Annotated in this window: 16 protein-coding genes and 2 tRNA genes; 5 read left to right on the top strand and 13 right to left on the bottom strand. The window is 52.2% G+C overall.

From position 1 onward, the window contains the following. Nucleotides 1–35: 35 nt before the first annotated feature. The 6 genes from pykF to mdtK form a co-directional block, all read right to left on the bottom strand. Nucleotides 36–1448: a pyruvate kinase PykF gene (gene pykF / locus ACUY4Q_RS13630; RefSeq protein WP_458043293.1), complete on the bottom strand. Its 1413-nt coding sequence runs from the start codon at nucleotides 1446–1448 to the stop codon at nucleotides 36–38. 7 nt (nucleotides 1449–1455) lie between these two features. Further along, the gene (ynhH, locus tag ACUY4Q_RS13625) at nucleotides 1456–1656 is read right to left on the bottom strand and encodes a protein YnhH (RefSeq protein ID WP_458043292.1); all 201 of its coding nucleotides are present in this window, start codon (nucleotides 1654–1656) and stop codon (nucleotides 1456–1458) included. A gap of 283 nt (nucleotides 1657–1939) precedes the next feature. Further along, the gene (locus tag ACUY4Q_RS13620; protein WP_458043291.1) at nucleotides 1940–2731 is read right to left on the bottom strand and encodes an inositol monophosphatase family protein; all 792 of its coding nucleotides are present in this window, start codon (nucleotides 2729–2731) and stop codon (nucleotides 1940–1942) included. A gap of 304 nt (nucleotides 2732–3035) precedes the next feature. Further along, nucleotides 3036–3112 (bottom strand) — tRNA-Val (locus ACUY4Q_RS13615). A gap of 10 nt (nucleotides 3113–3122) precedes the next feature. Beyond that, nucleotides 3123–3199: transfer RNA gene (locus tag ACUY4Q_RS13610), tRNA-Val, on the bottom strand. Nucleotides 3200–3350: 151 nt separating this feature from the next. After that, nucleotides 3351–4724, bottom strand: a complete 1374-nt coding sequence (gene mdtK / locus ACUY4Q_RS13605; RefSeq protein WP_458043290.1) for an MdtK family multidrug efflux MATE transporter — start codon at nucleotides 4722–4724, stop codon at nucleotides 3351–3353. Between the two features lie 227 nt (nucleotides 4725–4951). On the opposite strand from mdtK, the gene ACUY4Q_RS13600 reads away from it, so the two are divergent. Beyond that, a complete protein-coding gene (locus ACUY4Q_RS13600) occupies nucleotides 4952–5596 on the top strand; it encodes a riboflavin synthase subunit alpha (RefSeq protein WP_458043289.1) in 645 nt (214 codons plus the stop codon). A 43-nt stretch (nucleotides 5597–5639) separates the two neighbouring features. On the opposite strand, the gene cfa is transcribed toward ACUY4Q_RS13600, so the two are convergent. Then, entirely contained in the window at nucleotides 5640–6788 is a 1149-nt protein-coding gene (gene cfa / locus ACUY4Q_RS13595; protein ID WP_458043288.1) for a cyclopropane fatty acyl phospholipid synthase, read from the bottom strand. 294 nt (nucleotides 6789–7082) lie between these two features. Continuing rightward, nucleotides 7083–8282, bottom strand: a complete 1200-nt coding sequence (gene punC, locus ACUY4Q_RS13590; RefSeq protein ID WP_458043287.1) for a purine nucleoside transporter PunC — start codon at nucleotides 8280–8282, stop codon at nucleotides 7083–7085. 114 nt (nucleotides 8283–8396) lie between these two features. Between punC and punR the strand changes: the two genes are divergently transcribed. Then, the gene (punR, locus tag ACUY4Q_RS13585) at nucleotides 8397–9308 is read left to right on the top strand and encodes a DNA-binding transcriptional activator PunR (RefSeq protein WP_458043286.1); all 912 of its coding nucleotides are present in this window, start codon (nucleotides 8397–8399) and stop codon (nucleotides 9306–9308) included. Between the two features lie 19 nt (nucleotides 9309–9327). Here the strand turns inward: punR and purR are convergent, their stop codons facing one another. Further along, nucleotides 9328–10353 (bottom strand): HTH-type transcriptional repressor PurR, encoded by a 1026-nt coding sequence (purR, locus tag ACUY4Q_RS13580; RefSeq protein ID WP_458043285.1) that lies wholly within the window; start codon nucleotides 10351–10353, stop codon nucleotides 9328–9330. A 298-nt stretch (nucleotides 10354–10651) separates the two neighbouring features. Between purR and cydH the strand changes: the two genes are divergently transcribed. Together cydH and ACUY4Q_RS13570 are read left to right on the top strand one after the other, a co-directional pair. Beyond that, nucleotides 10652–10741, top strand: a complete 90-nt coding sequence (gene cydH / locus ACUY4Q_RS13575) for a cytochrome bd-I oxidase subunit CydH (protein WP_458043284.1) — start codon at nucleotides 10652–10654, stop codon at nucleotides 10739–10741. Nucleotides 10742–10911: 170 nt separating this feature from the next. Next, nucleotides 10912–12081 (top strand): MFS transporter, encoded by a 1170-nt coding sequence (locus ACUY4Q_RS13570; protein ID WP_458043283.1) that lies wholly within the window; start codon nucleotides 10912–10914, stop codon nucleotides 12079–12081. A gap of 81 nt (nucleotides 12082–12162) precedes the next feature. On the opposite strand, the gene ACUY4Q_RS13565 is transcribed toward ACUY4Q_RS13570, so the two are convergent. Then, nucleotides 12163–13008 (bottom strand): C40 family peptidase, encoded by an 846-nt coding sequence (locus tag ACUY4Q_RS13565; protein ID WP_458043282.1) that lies wholly within the window; start codon nucleotides 13006–13008, stop codon nucleotides 12163–12165. A gap of 341 nt (nucleotides 13009–13349) precedes the next feature. Between ACUY4Q_RS13565 and grxD the strand changes: the two genes are divergently transcribed. Continuing rightward, nucleotides 13350–13697: a monothiol glutaredoxin 4 gene (grxD, locus tag ACUY4Q_RS13560; protein ID WP_437889183.1), complete on the top strand. Its 348-nt coding sequence runs from the start codon at nucleotides 13350–13352 to the stop codon at nucleotides 13695–13697. Between the two features lie 41 nt (nucleotides 13698–13738). On the opposite strand, the gene rnt is transcribed toward grxD, so the two are convergent. The 3 genes from rnt to ACUY4Q_RS13545 all read right to left on the bottom strand — a co-directional run bounded on the left by rnt (nucleotide 13739) and on the right by ACUY4Q_RS13545 (nucleotide 16067). Beyond that, the gene (rnt, locus tag ACUY4Q_RS13555; RefSeq protein ID WP_458043281.1) at nucleotides 13739–14389 is read right to left on the bottom strand and encodes a ribonuclease T; all 651 of its coding nucleotides are present in this window, start codon (nucleotides 14387–14389) and stop codon (nucleotides 13739–13741) included. 91 nt (nucleotides 14390–14480) lie between these two features. After that, entirely contained in the window at nucleotides 14481–14888 is a 408-nt protein-coding gene (gene gloA, locus ACUY4Q_RS13550; RefSeq protein ID WP_458043280.1) for a lactoylglutathione lyase, read from the bottom strand. Between the two features lie 84 nt (nucleotides 14889–14972). Then, nucleotides 14973–16067: an alkene reductase gene (locus ACUY4Q_RS13545; protein WP_458043279.1), complete on the bottom strand. Its 1095-nt coding sequence runs from the start codon at nucleotides 16065–16067 to the stop codon at nucleotides 14973–14975. Between the last annotated feature and the right edge of the window lie 50 nt (nucleotides 16068–16117).

Below are 16117 nucleotides of genomic sequence, written 5' to 3'. Positions count from 1 at the left end.
CGCTTTTTTAATCACAGAACGTTGTCTGGTTATTATTACAGCACGTGCACAGAAGCCGTGTTGGTGGTGCCGCTGGAAACCAGTGCGCCAGAAACCATGACCACGACGTCGCCCTTCTGAGCCAGACCGCTCTGTACAGCCAGTTCTTTGCCCTGAAGATAGAAATCATCTGTAGAAGCGATTTCTTCAACCAGCTGCGCCACAACGCCTTTCGTCAGCACGAGCTGGCGAGCGGTGGTTTCATTGGTGGTCAGCGCCAGGATGGTGGCGTCCGGGAAGTATTTACGTACTGCACGCGCAGATTTACCGCCCTGGGTTGCAACCACGATCAGCGGTGCATCCAGTTTCTCAGCGGTTTCAACTGCGCCACGGCACACTGCTTCGGTGATGCGCAGTTTGCGGCTGTCGTTGTTGAAGTCCAGACGGCTGGTCATCACGCGGTCGGTGCGTTCGCAGATGGTGGCCATGATGGTCACGGCTTCCAGCGGGTATTTCCCTTTCGCTGATTCACCAGACAGCATGACTGCATCGGTACCATCCAGAATGGCGTTCGCCACGTCGCCAGCTTCTGCGCGGGTCGGACGTGGGTTTTTGATCATAGAATCAAGCATCTGCGTGGCAGTGATAACCACTTTACGCGCGCGGATACATTTTTCAATCATCATCTTCTGCGCGAAGATAACTTCTTCAACCGGGATTTCAACGCCCAGATCGCCACGTGCAACCATGATGCCGTCAGACGCTTCGAGGATTTCGTCGAAGTTATTCAGGCCTTCCTGGTTTTCGATTTTGGAGATGATCTGGATGTTTTCGCCGCCGTGGGCTTTCAGGTGTTGACGGATTTCTTCAACATCAGAGCGCTTACGGATGAAAGAGGCAGCGACGAAGTCAACGCCTTGTTCACAACCGAAGATCAGGTCTTGTTTATCTTTTTCAGCCAGCGCTGGCAGCGCAATGGAAACGCCTGGCAGGTTAACGCCTTTGTTTTCGCCCAGGTCGCCATTGTTCAGTACCTTACAAACAACTTTATCGCCTTCAATGGCGGTCACTTCCATGCCGATCAGACCATCGTCCACCAGCACGGTGTTACCTACCTGCAGGTCTTCGGTGAAGCCAGCGTAGGTCACTGCGACAGTCTCGTTGTTACCGACAACGGTTTTATCCGTTGTGAAGGTGAAGGTCTGGCCCGCTTTCAGCGCGACGTCATTACCGCCTTCCAGTTTGATGGTGCGGATTTCCGGACCTTTGGTGTCCAGCAGAATCGCCGCTTTTTTACCGGTTTTGCTCATCACGTTGCGCAAGTTCTGAATGCGCTGGCCGTGTTCAGCATAATCACCGTGAGAGAAGTTCAGACGCATTACGTTCATGCCTGCGTCCAGCATTTTGGTCAACATCTCTTCGGATTCGGTTTTCGGACCGATGGTGCAAACAATTTTGGTCTTTTTCATGACAGTTTTAATCTTTAAGTTGAGAGAGGGAAAGGGAAATCACGCTCCGGTGTGCGCATCGCGCCGGAGTTAAGCTTGTGTTGCGAAAGTTGCGATGCCACAGCCTAAGAATAGGTGACATCAAAAAAGCGTGCAGGGTAATAAAGTGTGCGCGTGTTTCAGCCCAACCGGGTATACAGCGATGTAATGTGAGAAATTTACAGTTCAATGAGCTGAAACCATTCAAGAGTGAATAGGCGGCTATTATACGACGAAAAAGGAGCAAAAGGAAAATGAAAACGCTGTTTCAAAAATCTTCTGTGCAGTTTCACAACGAAGTGTTATCAACGTGTTAAGTTAGCACAAATTTGAATTCAAGGGGTTGACGACCGAGCGGGTCTACTCCCCACGAAAAGCGTCGTTGCTGGCAGAGAACTTATTGTAACGCCGCCGTTTCTTAACACCAACATTGATGAAACAAAAAGGGCAAAACGGCGGCAGGCTTAATCGATTTAGCTATTTAGAATACGCAGTGCCTCTTCATGCAGACGAGGGCAACCTGACGCTAGAATTTTACCGCCCAACTCCGGGCGATCGCCGCTCAGTGTAGTGACAACCCCACCTGCCTGCTCAATGATGGGTATAAAAGCAACAATATCATAGGGTTGAAGCGAATATTCCAGGCAGAGATCGATCTGCCCGGCCGCCAGCATGGCCATGGCATAGCATTCACCGCCGTAGCGGGTCATCAAGGCCTGTGCATCAAGGGCGGCAAAATTGACCTCTGGCATCTGGCTAATAGGCTCAGGTGAGGTGGTATGCAGTATGGCCTGAGCGAGGGGTATCTCTTTGCGGGTATGCATTTGCGCAAGTCCCTGGGGACCGTTGCGCCATGCCTGCTTCCCGTCCCCCCAGAAACGCTCCCCGGTGAAAGGTTGCCCCATCATGCCGAGGTGTCCACGCCCTTCAACCGTTAAGCCAATCAGTGTGCCCCAGACTGGCAGACCACACAAAAAGGGTCGGGTCCCGTCAACCGGATCAAGCACCCATTGCAGCGGGCCGGATCCCGTGGTGCCAAATTCCTCTCCCATGATGGCGTGGTCAGGATAACGGGCATTAATGATGGCCCGCATGGCGCGTTCGGCTTCTCTGTCGGCATCCGTCACCGGATCAAAACGGTAGCCCTCTTTCGGTTTGCTACCCACGTGCAAATTCATTTGTGAACGAAAACGCGGCAATGTTTGTTTATCTGCGGCGTCAGTGAGTTCGTGGATAAAGTCGATATCAGGAAGGGTATAGGCCATGGTTCTGTCCTTAGTGAATGTTCATGACGGTAAACGCTGTGATGCTCGATTATGCTCGATAGTGCATTGTTACGTTAATTTAAACAAGCGGCAGAATGAGAATCGTACGGGATACGCCATTGACGCAGCAATGCAGGACGGCTGAATAAGTCAGGGAGGGCAAAGTTCTTAATATCGCTCAAAAGCGAGATGAAATAATGGCTTAAGGAAGATTTTGAAACAGACGATTACGAGCGGCGAGAGAAATATTTCGCTAACAGAAAATTTAAGGAATAGAGGAGGTAAAACAGGGAATATCATGAAATGGTGCGTCCGAGTGGACTCGAACCACCGACCCCCACCATGTCAAGGTGGTGCTCTAACCAACTGAGCTACGGACGCACTGAAGAAATGGTGCGTTCAATTGGACTCGAACCAACGACCCCCACCATGTCAAGGTGGTGCTCTAACCAACTGAGCTATGAACGCATTGTTGTGCCTGACAACGGGGACGAATATTAGCGGCAGGGCGGGAATGTGGCAAGCAGAAAATAGCAATTTTCTTTCTGAATTCACGCGATTGCGGAACAACTGCGCAATGTGCCGAGAAAGTAGCCGCCATCAGGCGGCTGGTAAGGGGTTATCGTGCCGCACGCTGCAAAATAGTCGCGGAAGGCTGACGTTGCAGGAAACGCATTCTGAGCATCATGAGGATGGCGGCAGAGGTCAGGCCGATGATGAAGCCGATCCAGAAACCCGCCGGACCCATGCGATCAACCACCAGGTCGGTGAGTGCCAAAATATAGCCTGACGGCAGTCCGAGTACCCAGTACGCCGTGAAGGTAATAAAGAAGATCGAACGGGTATCTTTATAACCACGCAAAATCCCGCTTCCGATAACCTGTATGGAGTCTGATATCTGGTAGATAGCCGCCAGCATCATGAGCTGAGATGCCAGCGTAATCACTTTCGGGTTATCGTTGTACAGCAGGGCGATAGGTTCGCGAAGCGACACGGTAAAAATAGCCGTAAGAACCGCGATGCAAACCCCCACGCCCAGTCCGGTGCGGGCTGCCGTTTGCGCATCCAGTGTTGAACCCTGGCCTAAGCGATATCCCACGCGAATCGTTACGGATGCGGCAAGCGATAACGGCAGCACAAACATCAGCGAGCTGAAGTTCAGCGCAATCTGGTGACCTGCGACATCGACAATGCCGAGCGGTGAAACCAACAGCGCGACCACGGCAAATAGCGTAACTTCAAAAAATAGCGCCAGCGCAATGGGCAAGCCTAACTGCACGAGGCGTTTTAACACTGCCCCGTCAGGTTTACTAAAGCCGCTGTCGTTACGGATATCCCGCATAGAGCCAGCACGTTTTACATACGAAAGCATGCAGGCAAACATCACCCAATATACGGCGGCGGTAGCAACCCCACAGCCGATGCCGCCCAGTTCAGGCATGCCAAAATGCCCGTAGATAAAGACGTAGTTAACGGGAATGTTGACCAGCAGGCCGAGAAAACCAATCACCATGCCGGGTTTGGTTTTTGCGAGCCCCTCACATTGGTTACGCGCGACCTGGAAAAAGAGATAGCCTGGTGCACCCCAGAGTAAGGCGCGCAGATAGCCGACGGCTTTGTCTGCAAGCTCAGGATCAATGTTATGCATGGCGCGAATAATATGGCCTGCATTCCACAGCACAATCATGATCAGAATGGAGACGAGTCCGGCCAGCCAAAACCCCTGACGCACCTGATGGGCGATCCGCTCACGTCGTCCGGAACCATTCATTTGCGCAATAACCGGCGTCAGGGCCAGCAAGAGTCCATGACCAAAGAGGATGGCCGGAAGCCAGATGGAAGTCCCAATAGCTACCGCTGCCATATCCGTGGCGCTGTAGCCCCCCGCCATGACGGTATCGACGAACCCCATCGCGGTTTGGGCGATTTGCGCAATCATCACCGGGATAGCCAGTGCTAATAACTGGCGCGCTTCTGTGAAGTACTTCTGCACTGCGAACACCTATACATTGTTGTTATTGGAGAGATAAAAAAACGCCGCCTTAACGGGCAGCCAGAGGAGGAGCAGGGGAATAAGCCAGACTATTGTAGCGAGGATTAGCTAATTATCTAGTGAAAAAACAGTCGCCGGGGTACCAAGGCTGGCAACATGATTTTCCACCTGTTATTGTGCATTCAGAAAGCGGTTACGCCGTGAAAAGGAAATACAGGAGTAGTGGCATGTTTACTGGTATTGTACAGGGCACCGCAAGACTGGTGTCCGTCGATGATAAACCCAATTTCCGTACGCACGTTGTTGAATTACCCGACCATATGCTGGGTGGGATTGAAACCGGCGCGTCGATTGCTAATAACGGTTGTTGCCTGACCGTAACAGAGATTAATGGTAGTCACATTAGTTTCGATCTGATGAAAGAAACGCTGCGAATTACCAATCTGGGTGAATTAGCGGTGGGCGATGCGGTTAACGTCGAACGCGCGGCGAAATTTAGTGATGAAATTGGCGGTCACCTGATGTCGGGCCATATTATGACGACTGCTGAAATTTCAAAAATTCTAACCTCAGAAAACAATCGTCAGATCTGGTTTAAAGTTCAGGACCCGACCTTGATGAAATACATCCTGTACAAAGGATTTATTGGCATCGATGGCATTAGTTTGACGGTGGGTGAGGTCACCCCGACGCGCTTTTGTGTGCACCTGATCCCTGAAACGCTGCAGCGCACTACGCTTGGAGCCAAGAAGCTCGGTCAACGGGTGAATATAGAAATCGACCCGCAAACCCAGGCGGTTGTCGACACGGTAGAACGTGTACTGGCCTCGAAAGAAGCCGCGGCGGTAAAAGCTGCCAGCAGCGAAGAGTAAAGGCAAAAAATAAACCCCGACATTTCGGGGTTTATTTTTTAAATTATCGCGCTACGCGTAAGCCATTTTCTATACCCCGACTAAAAACAACCTGCCAGAGCTGAATATCCCGCGCACGAAACGCACCTGCACAGGCGTTCAAATAGTAGCTAAACATTCTTTTAAAACGATCGGAATAGTTCTCTGCAATCTCTGGCCAGCTCGCGAGAAAACGCTCATGCCAGGCCATTAATGTTTTATCGTAATCTGCGCCGAAATTATGCCAGTCTTCCATAACAAAATGGGACTCACTGGCAGTAGCGATCTGGCGCACAGAGGGCAGGCAACCATTCGGGAAAATATAACGGTCTATCCAGGGGTCAACACTGAGATCGGTTTTTTTCGAACCGATGGTGTGAAGCAAGAATAAACCTTCCGGTTTGAGATTGCGGTCCACCACGGCGAAATAGGTGGCATAGTTTTTTGGCCCGACATGTTCAAACATTCCGACAGAGACAATACGATCAAATTGTTCATTGAGATCGCGATAATCCTGCAGACGAATATCAACATCCAGTCCCGCGCAACGTTCCTGAGCCATTTTTTGCTGTTCTGCTGAAATGGTAACGCCTACGACGCTCACGCCATAGCGTTGCGCCATAAATTGCGCCAGTCCTCCCCAACCACAACCAATATCCAGCACCCGCATACCCGGCTGAAGCTGCAGCTTTTCACAAATAAGGGTGAGTTTGGCGATTTGCGCCTCTTCAAGACCTTGAGCCTCTTTCCAGTAGGCGCAAGAGTATTGCATCTGCGGATCCAGCATACGCGTAAACAGATCGTTGCCCAGGTCGTAATGCTCTTTGCCGACGATCCAGGCGCGTTTTTTTGTTTGCAGATTAAATAATCTTGCCCCGGCGATACGCAGGGTGTCTTTCAAATGATGGGGCAGTTGATGTTCCAGCCCGGCACGCAACACCTGGGTAAAAAAAGTGTCCAGCCGGTCACACTCCCACCAGCCGTCCATGTAGCTTTCCCCAAGCCCCAGTGAACCCTCTTGTAACACGCGTTTAAAAAAATCCGGATGTTTAACCTGGATGTCCGATGCCGCAGAACCGTTAACCTGAATGCCGGCGCGGCTTAATAGCTCGCTTGCTATACGGAACCAGTTATCATCCCGTACGTTTACTTCTTCTATACACGATGAACTCATAACTTCTCCATCACCTGCAAGTGATCGATACCGTCAAAAAGCGTTGCCGCCTTTGGGGTGTGAGAAATATCACGGTGGAACCGTGAGGCTGATATCCGACGTAGAACAGAGGAAGGGAGATACCCTTGCCAGAATGGCCTTCCATGGTGAAACGGGCGCGATCCTGCTCCCGTTAATGCTTACAAAATTTTATTTTAGTACAGCCGAAATTGAGTATAGGCCTCAAAATCGGCTGATACAACCATAAACAATTAGCAGGCTAATCGCACAAATGTCACATAATTACGAGTGCAATCAGGCATGACTGGACGATTCAAGAGACGCTTTCTGGCGACGCGCATTATTTTCACGGCGTTGCATCACGAAACCCAGACCCGCCAGCAACACTGTCGACACCATTACACTGGTGGTCGCCAGGAGTGGGAAGGCGATCAGTGCTGATACCACCAGACTGGCAATAAAACACAAGCCCAGTTGCAGTGTGTTCTGCAGCGCAGCAGCCCGACCCGTGGCGTGAGGGAAGGGGCGCAGTGCTTCTGCGACCACGATGGGGTAAATCGCGCCGTTAGCCACGGCCATCAGGCAGAAGGGGATCAGCAGAGCAGTCAGGGAAGCACCAGGCAGCAAGCCCACGGCCCAGGTGGCAATCACGCTGAATGCAAAGGCGACCAACAGCCAGGGCAGCAAGCGCGCGCCAGACCATTTTTGCAGCGCCCAGCGGCAGCTATAACCCCCTATCAGGAAGGCGATGGTTTGTGGAACATAGCTCAGGCCAATGATGGTCGGGCCATAACCCATATCATGCAAAATAAAGGGAGAACCGGTCAGCCAGGCAAAGAAGCTGGCGGAGCAGGCGGCATAAATCAGCACGTTACCCCGGTAGGCTTTATCACGCAGCAGGGTAAGAAAGGTCACCGGCTGCGCGTCCGGGGCCGGTTTACGCGGCATAGCGCGCAGACGCAGCGCCGGCAGCATGAGCACCACCGTAATGGCGAAGAGGGTCGCAAAAATGGCCTGCCAGGAAAAATGGGCGAGGATCCAACTGCCAAGCAGTGGCGCGAGGGCGGGAGACAATCCAACCAGCGGCATGATAGTGGCAAAAATACGGTTAGTCCGTTGTGCCGGGTAGTGGTCGGTAACCAGCGCCTGCCAGGTGACGGCGGCCGCACAAACGCCCACGGCCTGAATAAAGCGCAAAACCAGCAGCCAGCGGGCATCCTCTACCCAGATCATTCCCAGGCAGCCGAGGGCAAAGATGGCCAGGCCACTTAACAGTACCGGCTTACGCCCATAGCGATCGGACAAGGGCCCCCAAACCAGCTGCGCGACAGCAAATCCGGCAAGGAAGAGGCTCAGCGTCGCGCTGACCACGGCGGCAGAAGTGTGCAAATCTTGCTGAATATTGGCGAAGGCAGGGAGGTACATGTCCGTTGCGAGGAAGCCGAGTACGCTTAATCCCGCCAGCCAGACTAAAAATCCTTTTCCTGGTTGCATGGTAAAAATCTCTTTCTTGTGCAGGTAAACAGGGAAACAGAGTCTAGGGAGTGTAACTTCGGTTGTGAACCGCTAATATTTGCGAATGGGTTTCAAAATTTTTGCAGGCAAAATATGTGGTCAGAATATTCTCTTGAAGTCGTCGACGCAGTGGCTCGCAATGGTAGCTTTAGCGCGGCCGCGCAGGAGCTGCATCGTGTGCCCTCTGCGGTCAGTTATACGGTGCGCCAACTGGAAGAGTGGCTCGCCGTTGCGCTTTTTGAACGTCGTCATCGCGATGTAGAACTCACCCCCGCCGGGGTGCTGTTTTTAAAAGAAGGGCGCTCTGTTATCAAAAAAATGCAGATCACCCGCCAGCAATGTCAACAAATTGCCAATGGCTGGCGTGGTCAACTGGCCATTGCTGTCGACAATATCGTCAAGCCTGAACGAACCCGGCAGATGATTGTTGATTTCTATCGCCATTTTAGCGATGTCGAACTGTTGGTGTTCCAGGAAGTATTTAACGGCGTTTGGGACGCATTGGCAGATGGCCGCGTGGAACTGGCCATCGGGGCGACGCAGGCGATACCCGTCGGGGGGCGCTATACCTTTCGGGATATGGGCATGCTGAGCTGGAAATGTGTAGTGGCGAGTCATCACCCGCTGGCCGGGATGAAGGCACCTCTCAGTGACGATACCTTGCGCAACTGGCCTTCGCTGGTGCGTGAAGATACCTCACGCTCTCTGCCGAAACGCATAACCTGGCTGCTGGATAACCAGAAACGGGTTGTGGCCCCGGATTGGGAATCGTCCGCCGCCTGCCTCTCTGCGGGATTGTGTGTTGGCATGGTGCCGGCACATTTTGCGCGCCCCTGGCTGGACAAAGGAGAGTGGGTGGCGCTGGAGCTTGAAAATCCTTTCCCGGACGCGGCCTGTTGCCTGACCTGGCAGCAAAACGAAGCTTCACCGGCGTTAAACTGGCTGCTGAGTTATTTGGGGGATAGTGAAACGCTGAATCGGGAGTGGTTGTGGGAGCAGGATTGACCCGCTCCCCTTGCAGAGATTAACGGCGATAATCGCGGAATGGACCATCCGCCACCGAACGACGCTCGATCAGTCGCGGATGGACTTCAATAGACTGGGAGACCTCACGTTTGTTAACGATACGGTCGAGCAGCATATTGAATGCCGTTTCACCCAGCGAATCCTTTGGCTGATGGATAGTGGTCAGCGACGGGGTAAAGTAGCGTGAGTTGCGCACGTTATCGTAACCGATCACCGAAATATCCTGTGGCACACGCAGGCCCATTTCGTCTGCTGCACAGAGGGCGCCCATCGCCATGATATCGCCACCGCAGAAAACAGCGGTGGGGCGGGATGGCTGGGTGAGAATTTGTTGCATGGCGCGATAACCGGACTCCGGTTCGAAATCGCCCTGAACAATCCAGTTTTCCGCTACGCTGATATGCGCTTCTTCCATCGCTTTCATAAAGCCAGCCAGTCGGCCTGCACCGGTATTACGCTCAAGCGGTCCTGGGATGACGCCAATGTCACGATGACCGCGTTCGACCAGATAACGCCCGGCCATGTAGCCGCCTTCAAACGCATTATCGATGACGGTGTCGGTAAAATCGGCTTTAGCTTCACCCCAGTCCATGACCACCATCGGAATATGGCGGTACTCGCCAAGCATAGTCAGCAGGGATTCCGGGTACTCTGAACACATCACCAGTAAACCATCAACGCGCTTTTGCGCCATCATCGACAGGTAGGCGCCTTGTTTTTCAAAATTGTTCCAGGCGTTACCCAAAATGAGGGTATAGCCTTTCTGGAAACAGTTCTTCTCAACGGCTTCGATTATCTCGGCAAAATAGGCCGCTTCGCTGCTGGTGGCCAGCAAACCGATGGATTTTGTGTGATTCACCTTCAGGCTACGGGCGACGGCACTCGGCGAGTAGTGAAGCTCCTTAATGGCCGCCCACACAGCATTACGCGTCTCTTCAGCGACGAAACGGGTTTTGTTAATAACATGTGATACGGTTGTGGTGGAAACGTTTGCTCGCTTCGCTACGTCTTTGATCGTTGCCATCAGATGTCACTCCATGCCATATCATAAGCTCCTGAAAATGCTAAAGGTAAACGTTTGCCTGCCTTCACCCTTTCACCGCGCGATGTACTGTTTTACGCCGGGAAAAAGACATTGGACGTCAGGAGGGGAGTCAATGGCCGGTACGCTAATAAATTTAGCGTCGAATTTTGTCTTATCTTGACCAAAAGGGGAAGCGCTAAAACGTATATCAATCTAAATCCTGCAAGATTTTTACGTTTATTTGTGCAAAAATGCGCTACCTCACTTTTTATGGGGTAATAGGAAAGGAGAAAAATTGATGAGCACCGACCTGAAGTTTTCTTTAGTGACGACTGTCATTGTGCTGGCCCTGATTGTTGCGGGTGCGATGACGGCGGCTCTGCACTGAGTTACCCCGAGGGAGAGTTCTCTCCCTCGCTGTTTTCTTCTTCTATTATCCCGAATTCAGCAATACTCTTTTCGCGTTTCACTCTCTTCTGTTTTTTGTGAACGCTGTCATACTTTTGACTTCTGTGACGGTGTCGGCCAACGACACGGCATTTCCGGAGTCAATAAATCATGAAAGTAAATTATCCACTGCTTGCCCTGGCGATAGGCGCTTTTGGCATCGGTACCACCGAGTTTTCCCCGATGGGACTGCTGCCCGTCATTGCACGGGGTGTCGATGTATCGATTCCGGCAGCGGGAATGCTGATCAGTGCCTATGCCATAGGTGTCATGGTGGGGGCCCCCCTTATGACGTTGCTGCTTTCCCATCGCGCGCGGCGTAATGCACTGATTTTTTTGATGGCAATCTTTACGCTTGGCAATGTGTTGTCCGCCATCTCGCCTGATTACACCACGCTCATGCTGTCGCGCATTATTACCAGTCTCAATCATGGCGCATTCTTTGGACTGGGTTCGGTGGTTGCCGCAAGCGTAGTGGCAAAAGAGAAGCAGGCCAGTGCGGTTGCCACCATGTTCATGGGGCTGACGATTGCTAATATCGGCGGGGTGCCGGCGGCGACATGGCTCGGTGAAACCATTGGCTGGCGGATGTCATTCCTTGCCACAGCGGGCCTTGGCATTATTGCGATAGTCAGCCTGTATCTCTCCTTGCCAAAAGGTAATGCCGGAGAGCGACCCGATGTACGTAAAGAACTCTCCGTACTGATGCGTCCGCAGGTGGTATCCGCTTTGATGACAACCGTACTGGGCGCCGGGGCGATGTTTACGCTTTATACCTATATCTCGCCTGTACTGCATGATATAGCCGACGCAGGACCCGCATTTATTACCGCAATGCTGGTGCTTATTGGCGTAGGGTTCTCTTTGGGGAATTATCTGGGTGGCAAGCTGGCTGACCGTTCCGTGACCGGAACCCTGAAAGGTTTCTTGCTGTTATTGATTGCCATCATGTTGGCGATCCCCTGGCTTGCACGCAGTGAAGTTGGCGCGGCGATCGGCATGGTTGTATGGGGTGCTGCCACCTTCGCGATTGTGCCGCCCCTACAGATGCGGGTTATGCGTGTCGCGCATGAAGCACCCGGTCTCTCTTCTTCAGTCAATATCGGCGCGTTCAACCTGGGAAATGCGCTGGGGGCAGCAGCGGGGGGCGCGGTGATTTCAGGTGGTCTCGGCTATGTTTTTGTTCCGGTAACCGGGGCGGTGATTGCCGGGATGGCATTACTGCTGGTGCTGTTGTCCGGTCGCGGTGCGGCTAATCCAGCCTGTGCGACCGCTGAATAAATAAAAAGCAGGAGGTTTACCCTCCTGCTTTTTACCTGCGTTTCAGGGTTATGACCTGCCATCACGCTCGAGGCAGCATATTTATCGAATGGTTTTAGGCGTGACCACGCGGCGGGCGCCAACATAATGACGCTGCCAGTAGTCTTCGCTTAACGACGTTATCTGGATATCCTGGCCGCTACGCGGAGACTGGATAAATTTGCCGTTGCCTACATACACACCCACGTGGTCAGCTGTACCGCGACCTTGAGTACGGAAAAATACCAGATCGCCGCTTTCCAGCTCTGCGACGTTGACCGGAGAGGCATCACGCAGGTGATACATCTCGTTCGCGGTACGAGGGATACGGAATTTTACGAGGTCTTTGTAGGCGTAATACACCAGTCCACTGCAATCAAAACCGGTCATTGGAGAGGTACCGCCCCAATGATAAGGCTTGCCAATCTGGTTCATCAGCTTTGACATTGCGGTTTTCTGAATTTTTTGCATCCGCACTTTGTGCGCTTCAGAAATCGTGACGGGTTTGCTTCCTTTCACTTTTACACATTGCGATTTATGGCCTTTACGCTTTGTGCATTTTTCGGTCATAGCAATAACCGGAGCGGGAACCTTGCTGGATTTACTATGACGGGGAGTATTCTTGCTGGTTTTACTGCTTGCGGTTTTCTTGCTGACGGTCGAGGTTTTTTTTGCCGTCGTTACTTTTTTATTTTCGGCTTTCGCCGTTGCCCTGGAGGCGGTGCCACTGCTTTTCTTTGATGTTTTATTGGTCTGACTATTTTTCTTACGTTCGGATGCTTTCACTACGTGCGACTTATTGACGGCCGCGCCTCGCGTTTGCTCAGAGGCCGTTGCTAAAGGTGTAAATGTCAGCGTAGTGAACAACAAAGCACAGAGCGTGATTGAAGCTTTTTGAATTCGCGCCACTGAGCAATCCCCTGGATAAGTGCAGGCATTCAATAATGCTTGCGTATGATTTAGAACCGCGTCGATTCTAATCCATAAAAAGCAGAAAAGTTAATAGGCTTTTTGCATCTAAAACTCTGTTTCGTTAGCAAGCGCAAAAAAAAGCACCAGTTATGCCCCTCATAAGCTCAATTGTTGAACTATCACGCGGCGGGAGAGGGGCGACCATGGGCACTTACGACGTAGATGAGGGTGACAGACGATAAAATAATGAGTGGTGAACAAAATGTTATTTTCCGTTGCTCGCATGAACCGTTACAATGACAGTTATCTGCCGATAAGAAGTTGAAGGAAGCAAGACAATGAGCACTACTCTTGAAAAAATCCAGACCCAAATCGCTGAGAACCCAATTCTGCTTTACATGAAAGGTTCTCCTAAACTGCCAAGCTGTGGTTTCTCCGCACAGGCTGTACAGGCGCTCTCTGCGTGTGGCGAACGCTTTGCTTACGTAGATATCCTGCAAAACCCGGATATTCGTGCTGAGTTGCCAAAATACGCTAACTGGCCGACGTTCCCGCAGCTGTGGGTCGACGGTGAGCTGGTCGGCGGTTGCGATATCATCATCGAAATGTATCAGCGCGGCGAACTGCAGCCGTTGATTAAAGAGACGGCTGCGAAGTACAAATCTGAAGAGCCGGGCGCAGAGTAATCTCTTAGCGCAAAAGAAAAGCGACCCTCGGGTCGCTTTTTTTATGCCTGTTCATCACCTGGCGGTAAAGGCCAACCGCCGAGGCGTTTCCAGCGATTCACTATTTCACAAAACAGCAGGGCAGTTTGTTCAGTATCGTATAGAGCGGAATGGGCCTGAGCGGCATCAAAATCAAGCCCGGCCGCCGCACACGCTTTGGACAGCACCGTTTGCCCCAGAGCCAGTCCGCTTAAAGAGGCCGTATCAAACGTCACGAAAGGGTGGAAGGGGTTGCGCTTCAATGAGGCACGCTCTGCCGCAGCCATCATAAAGCTGTGATCAAAGGTGGCATTATGGGCCACCATGATGGCGCGGTTGCAGTTGCTGTCTTTGATCCCTTTGCGCACCATTTTGAAGATGGCATGCAGGGCGTCGTACTCGTTCACGGCACCTCGCAGGGGGTTGCTCGGATCGATACCGTTAAAGGCCAGCGCTTCAGGCTGTAAATTAGCCCCTTCAAACGGCTCAACATGGAAATGCAGTGTCTCATCAGGCATCAACCAACCTTCTGAATCCATTTTCAACGTGATTGCAGCGACTTCGAGTAATGCATCAGTTTTGGCATTAAACCCGGCGGTTTCAACATCAATAACGACTGGGTAAAAACCACGAAAACGGTCGCACAGACCGGTGAGTTGAGCATTATCGGACATCTGAATCTCTTGGAATGGGAAAATGGCAGCGCATTATGGCAAATTTTGGGAAGGGATGGAAACGACGGGCGCACGGGGGCGCCCGTAACGATCAATTGCCCAGACCGCGTCCGGCATCTTTGGCTTCAATCAGCTCAACTTTATAGCCATCGGGATCTTCGATAAAGGCGATAACCGTAGTACCGCCTTTGACCGGGCCGGCTTCACGGGTCACGTTGCCACCGTTCTGGCGAATGCGTTCGCACGCTTGTGCGGCATTGTCCACTTCCAGTGCAATGTGGCCGTATGCAGTACCGAGCTCATAGCTGTCTACATCCCAGTTATAGGTCAGTTCCAGTACTGCGGTTTCAGATTCCGGGCCGTAACCCACGAAAGCCAGAGAGTACTTATATTCCGGGTTTTCGCTGGTGCGCAGCAGGGACATCCCCATGACGTTGGTATAAAAATCAATGGAACGCTGCAGGTCGCTAACGCGAAGCATGGTATGGAGAAAGCGCATAATATCCTCTTTTGCGTAAGTGAATTCTTATTCGAAACAGAGTTTTAGTATAGCGGCGAATCCTTGCCGCTATCAATCGAGGGATTATAAAGAGGGGTAATCGGTGTAACCTTCTGCACCACCACCGTAGAAGCTCTCCGGGCGTTGCGGGTTCAATGCGGCTTTGTGCTTCAGGCGCTCAACCAGATCCGGGTTAGCAATATAGTCGCGACCAAAGGCCACGGCGTCGATTAACCCTTTGCCGATCAGATCTTCTGCTTTTTCCAGGGTGTAAGCACCCGCACCAACGATAGGCCCATGGAAACGCTCGCGCACTTTCTGGCGGAAGGCTTCGGTGTAAGGCTCGCCGCCAGCCCAATCCGGCTCGGACATGTGCAGATAAGCGATGCCGCGTTTACCCAACTCTTCAATCAGATACAGCGCATCCGCTTCTTCATTCGGACCATTATCGGTGTTCTGGAAAGAGCCGATAGGGGAAACACGAATACCGATACGATCGGCACCCCAGGCTTCGCTGACGGCATCAACCACTTCCAGCACCAGACGTGCGCGGTTTTCAACGCTGCCACCGTATTGATCGGTACGCTGATTCGCAGACGGAGAGAGGAACTGGTGCAGCAGATAGCCATGCGCAGAATGCAGCTCAACAAGATCAAAACCGGCTTCGCGGGCGTTGATTACTGCCTGACGGAAATCATTCACGATCCCTGGGATCTCGTCGGTTTCCAGCGCGCGAGGAACAGAGGTCTCTTCACGGGTTGGGTTACCGTTCGCATCACGAAGAGAGGTACGGGTCCCTGCGGCAATCGCAGACGGGGCGACCGGTGCCTGTCCACCCGGTTGCAGAGTGTGGTGAGAGATACGACCGGTGTGCCACAACTGGACGGCGATACGGCCATCTTCAGCGTGAACGCCATCGGTTATTTTTTTCCATGCGGCAATTTGCTCCGGGCTGTGAAGACCCGGTGCGCCCGCATAACCTTTCGCCTGCGCAGAAATCTGCGTAGCTTCACTGATGATCAAACCAGAGCTGGCACGCTGACGATAATATTCGGCCATCAGTGGGGTAGGAATATCGCCCGGCTCGATGCTACGCAGACGCGTCAGGGGTGCCATAAATACACGGTTTGGCGCGGTAATTGCACCCACTTTCAAAGGGGTAAATACGTTACTTGACATAGATTCTCCTGAATAGACCGGTCGACTAGTAATAGTTTAAATAAAAACGC

Source organism: Phytobacter cepae (assembly GCF_054165735.1).
The sequence above is the reverse complement of the archived record's forward strand: the minus strand, read 5'-3'. Positions and strand labels throughout refer to the sequence as shown.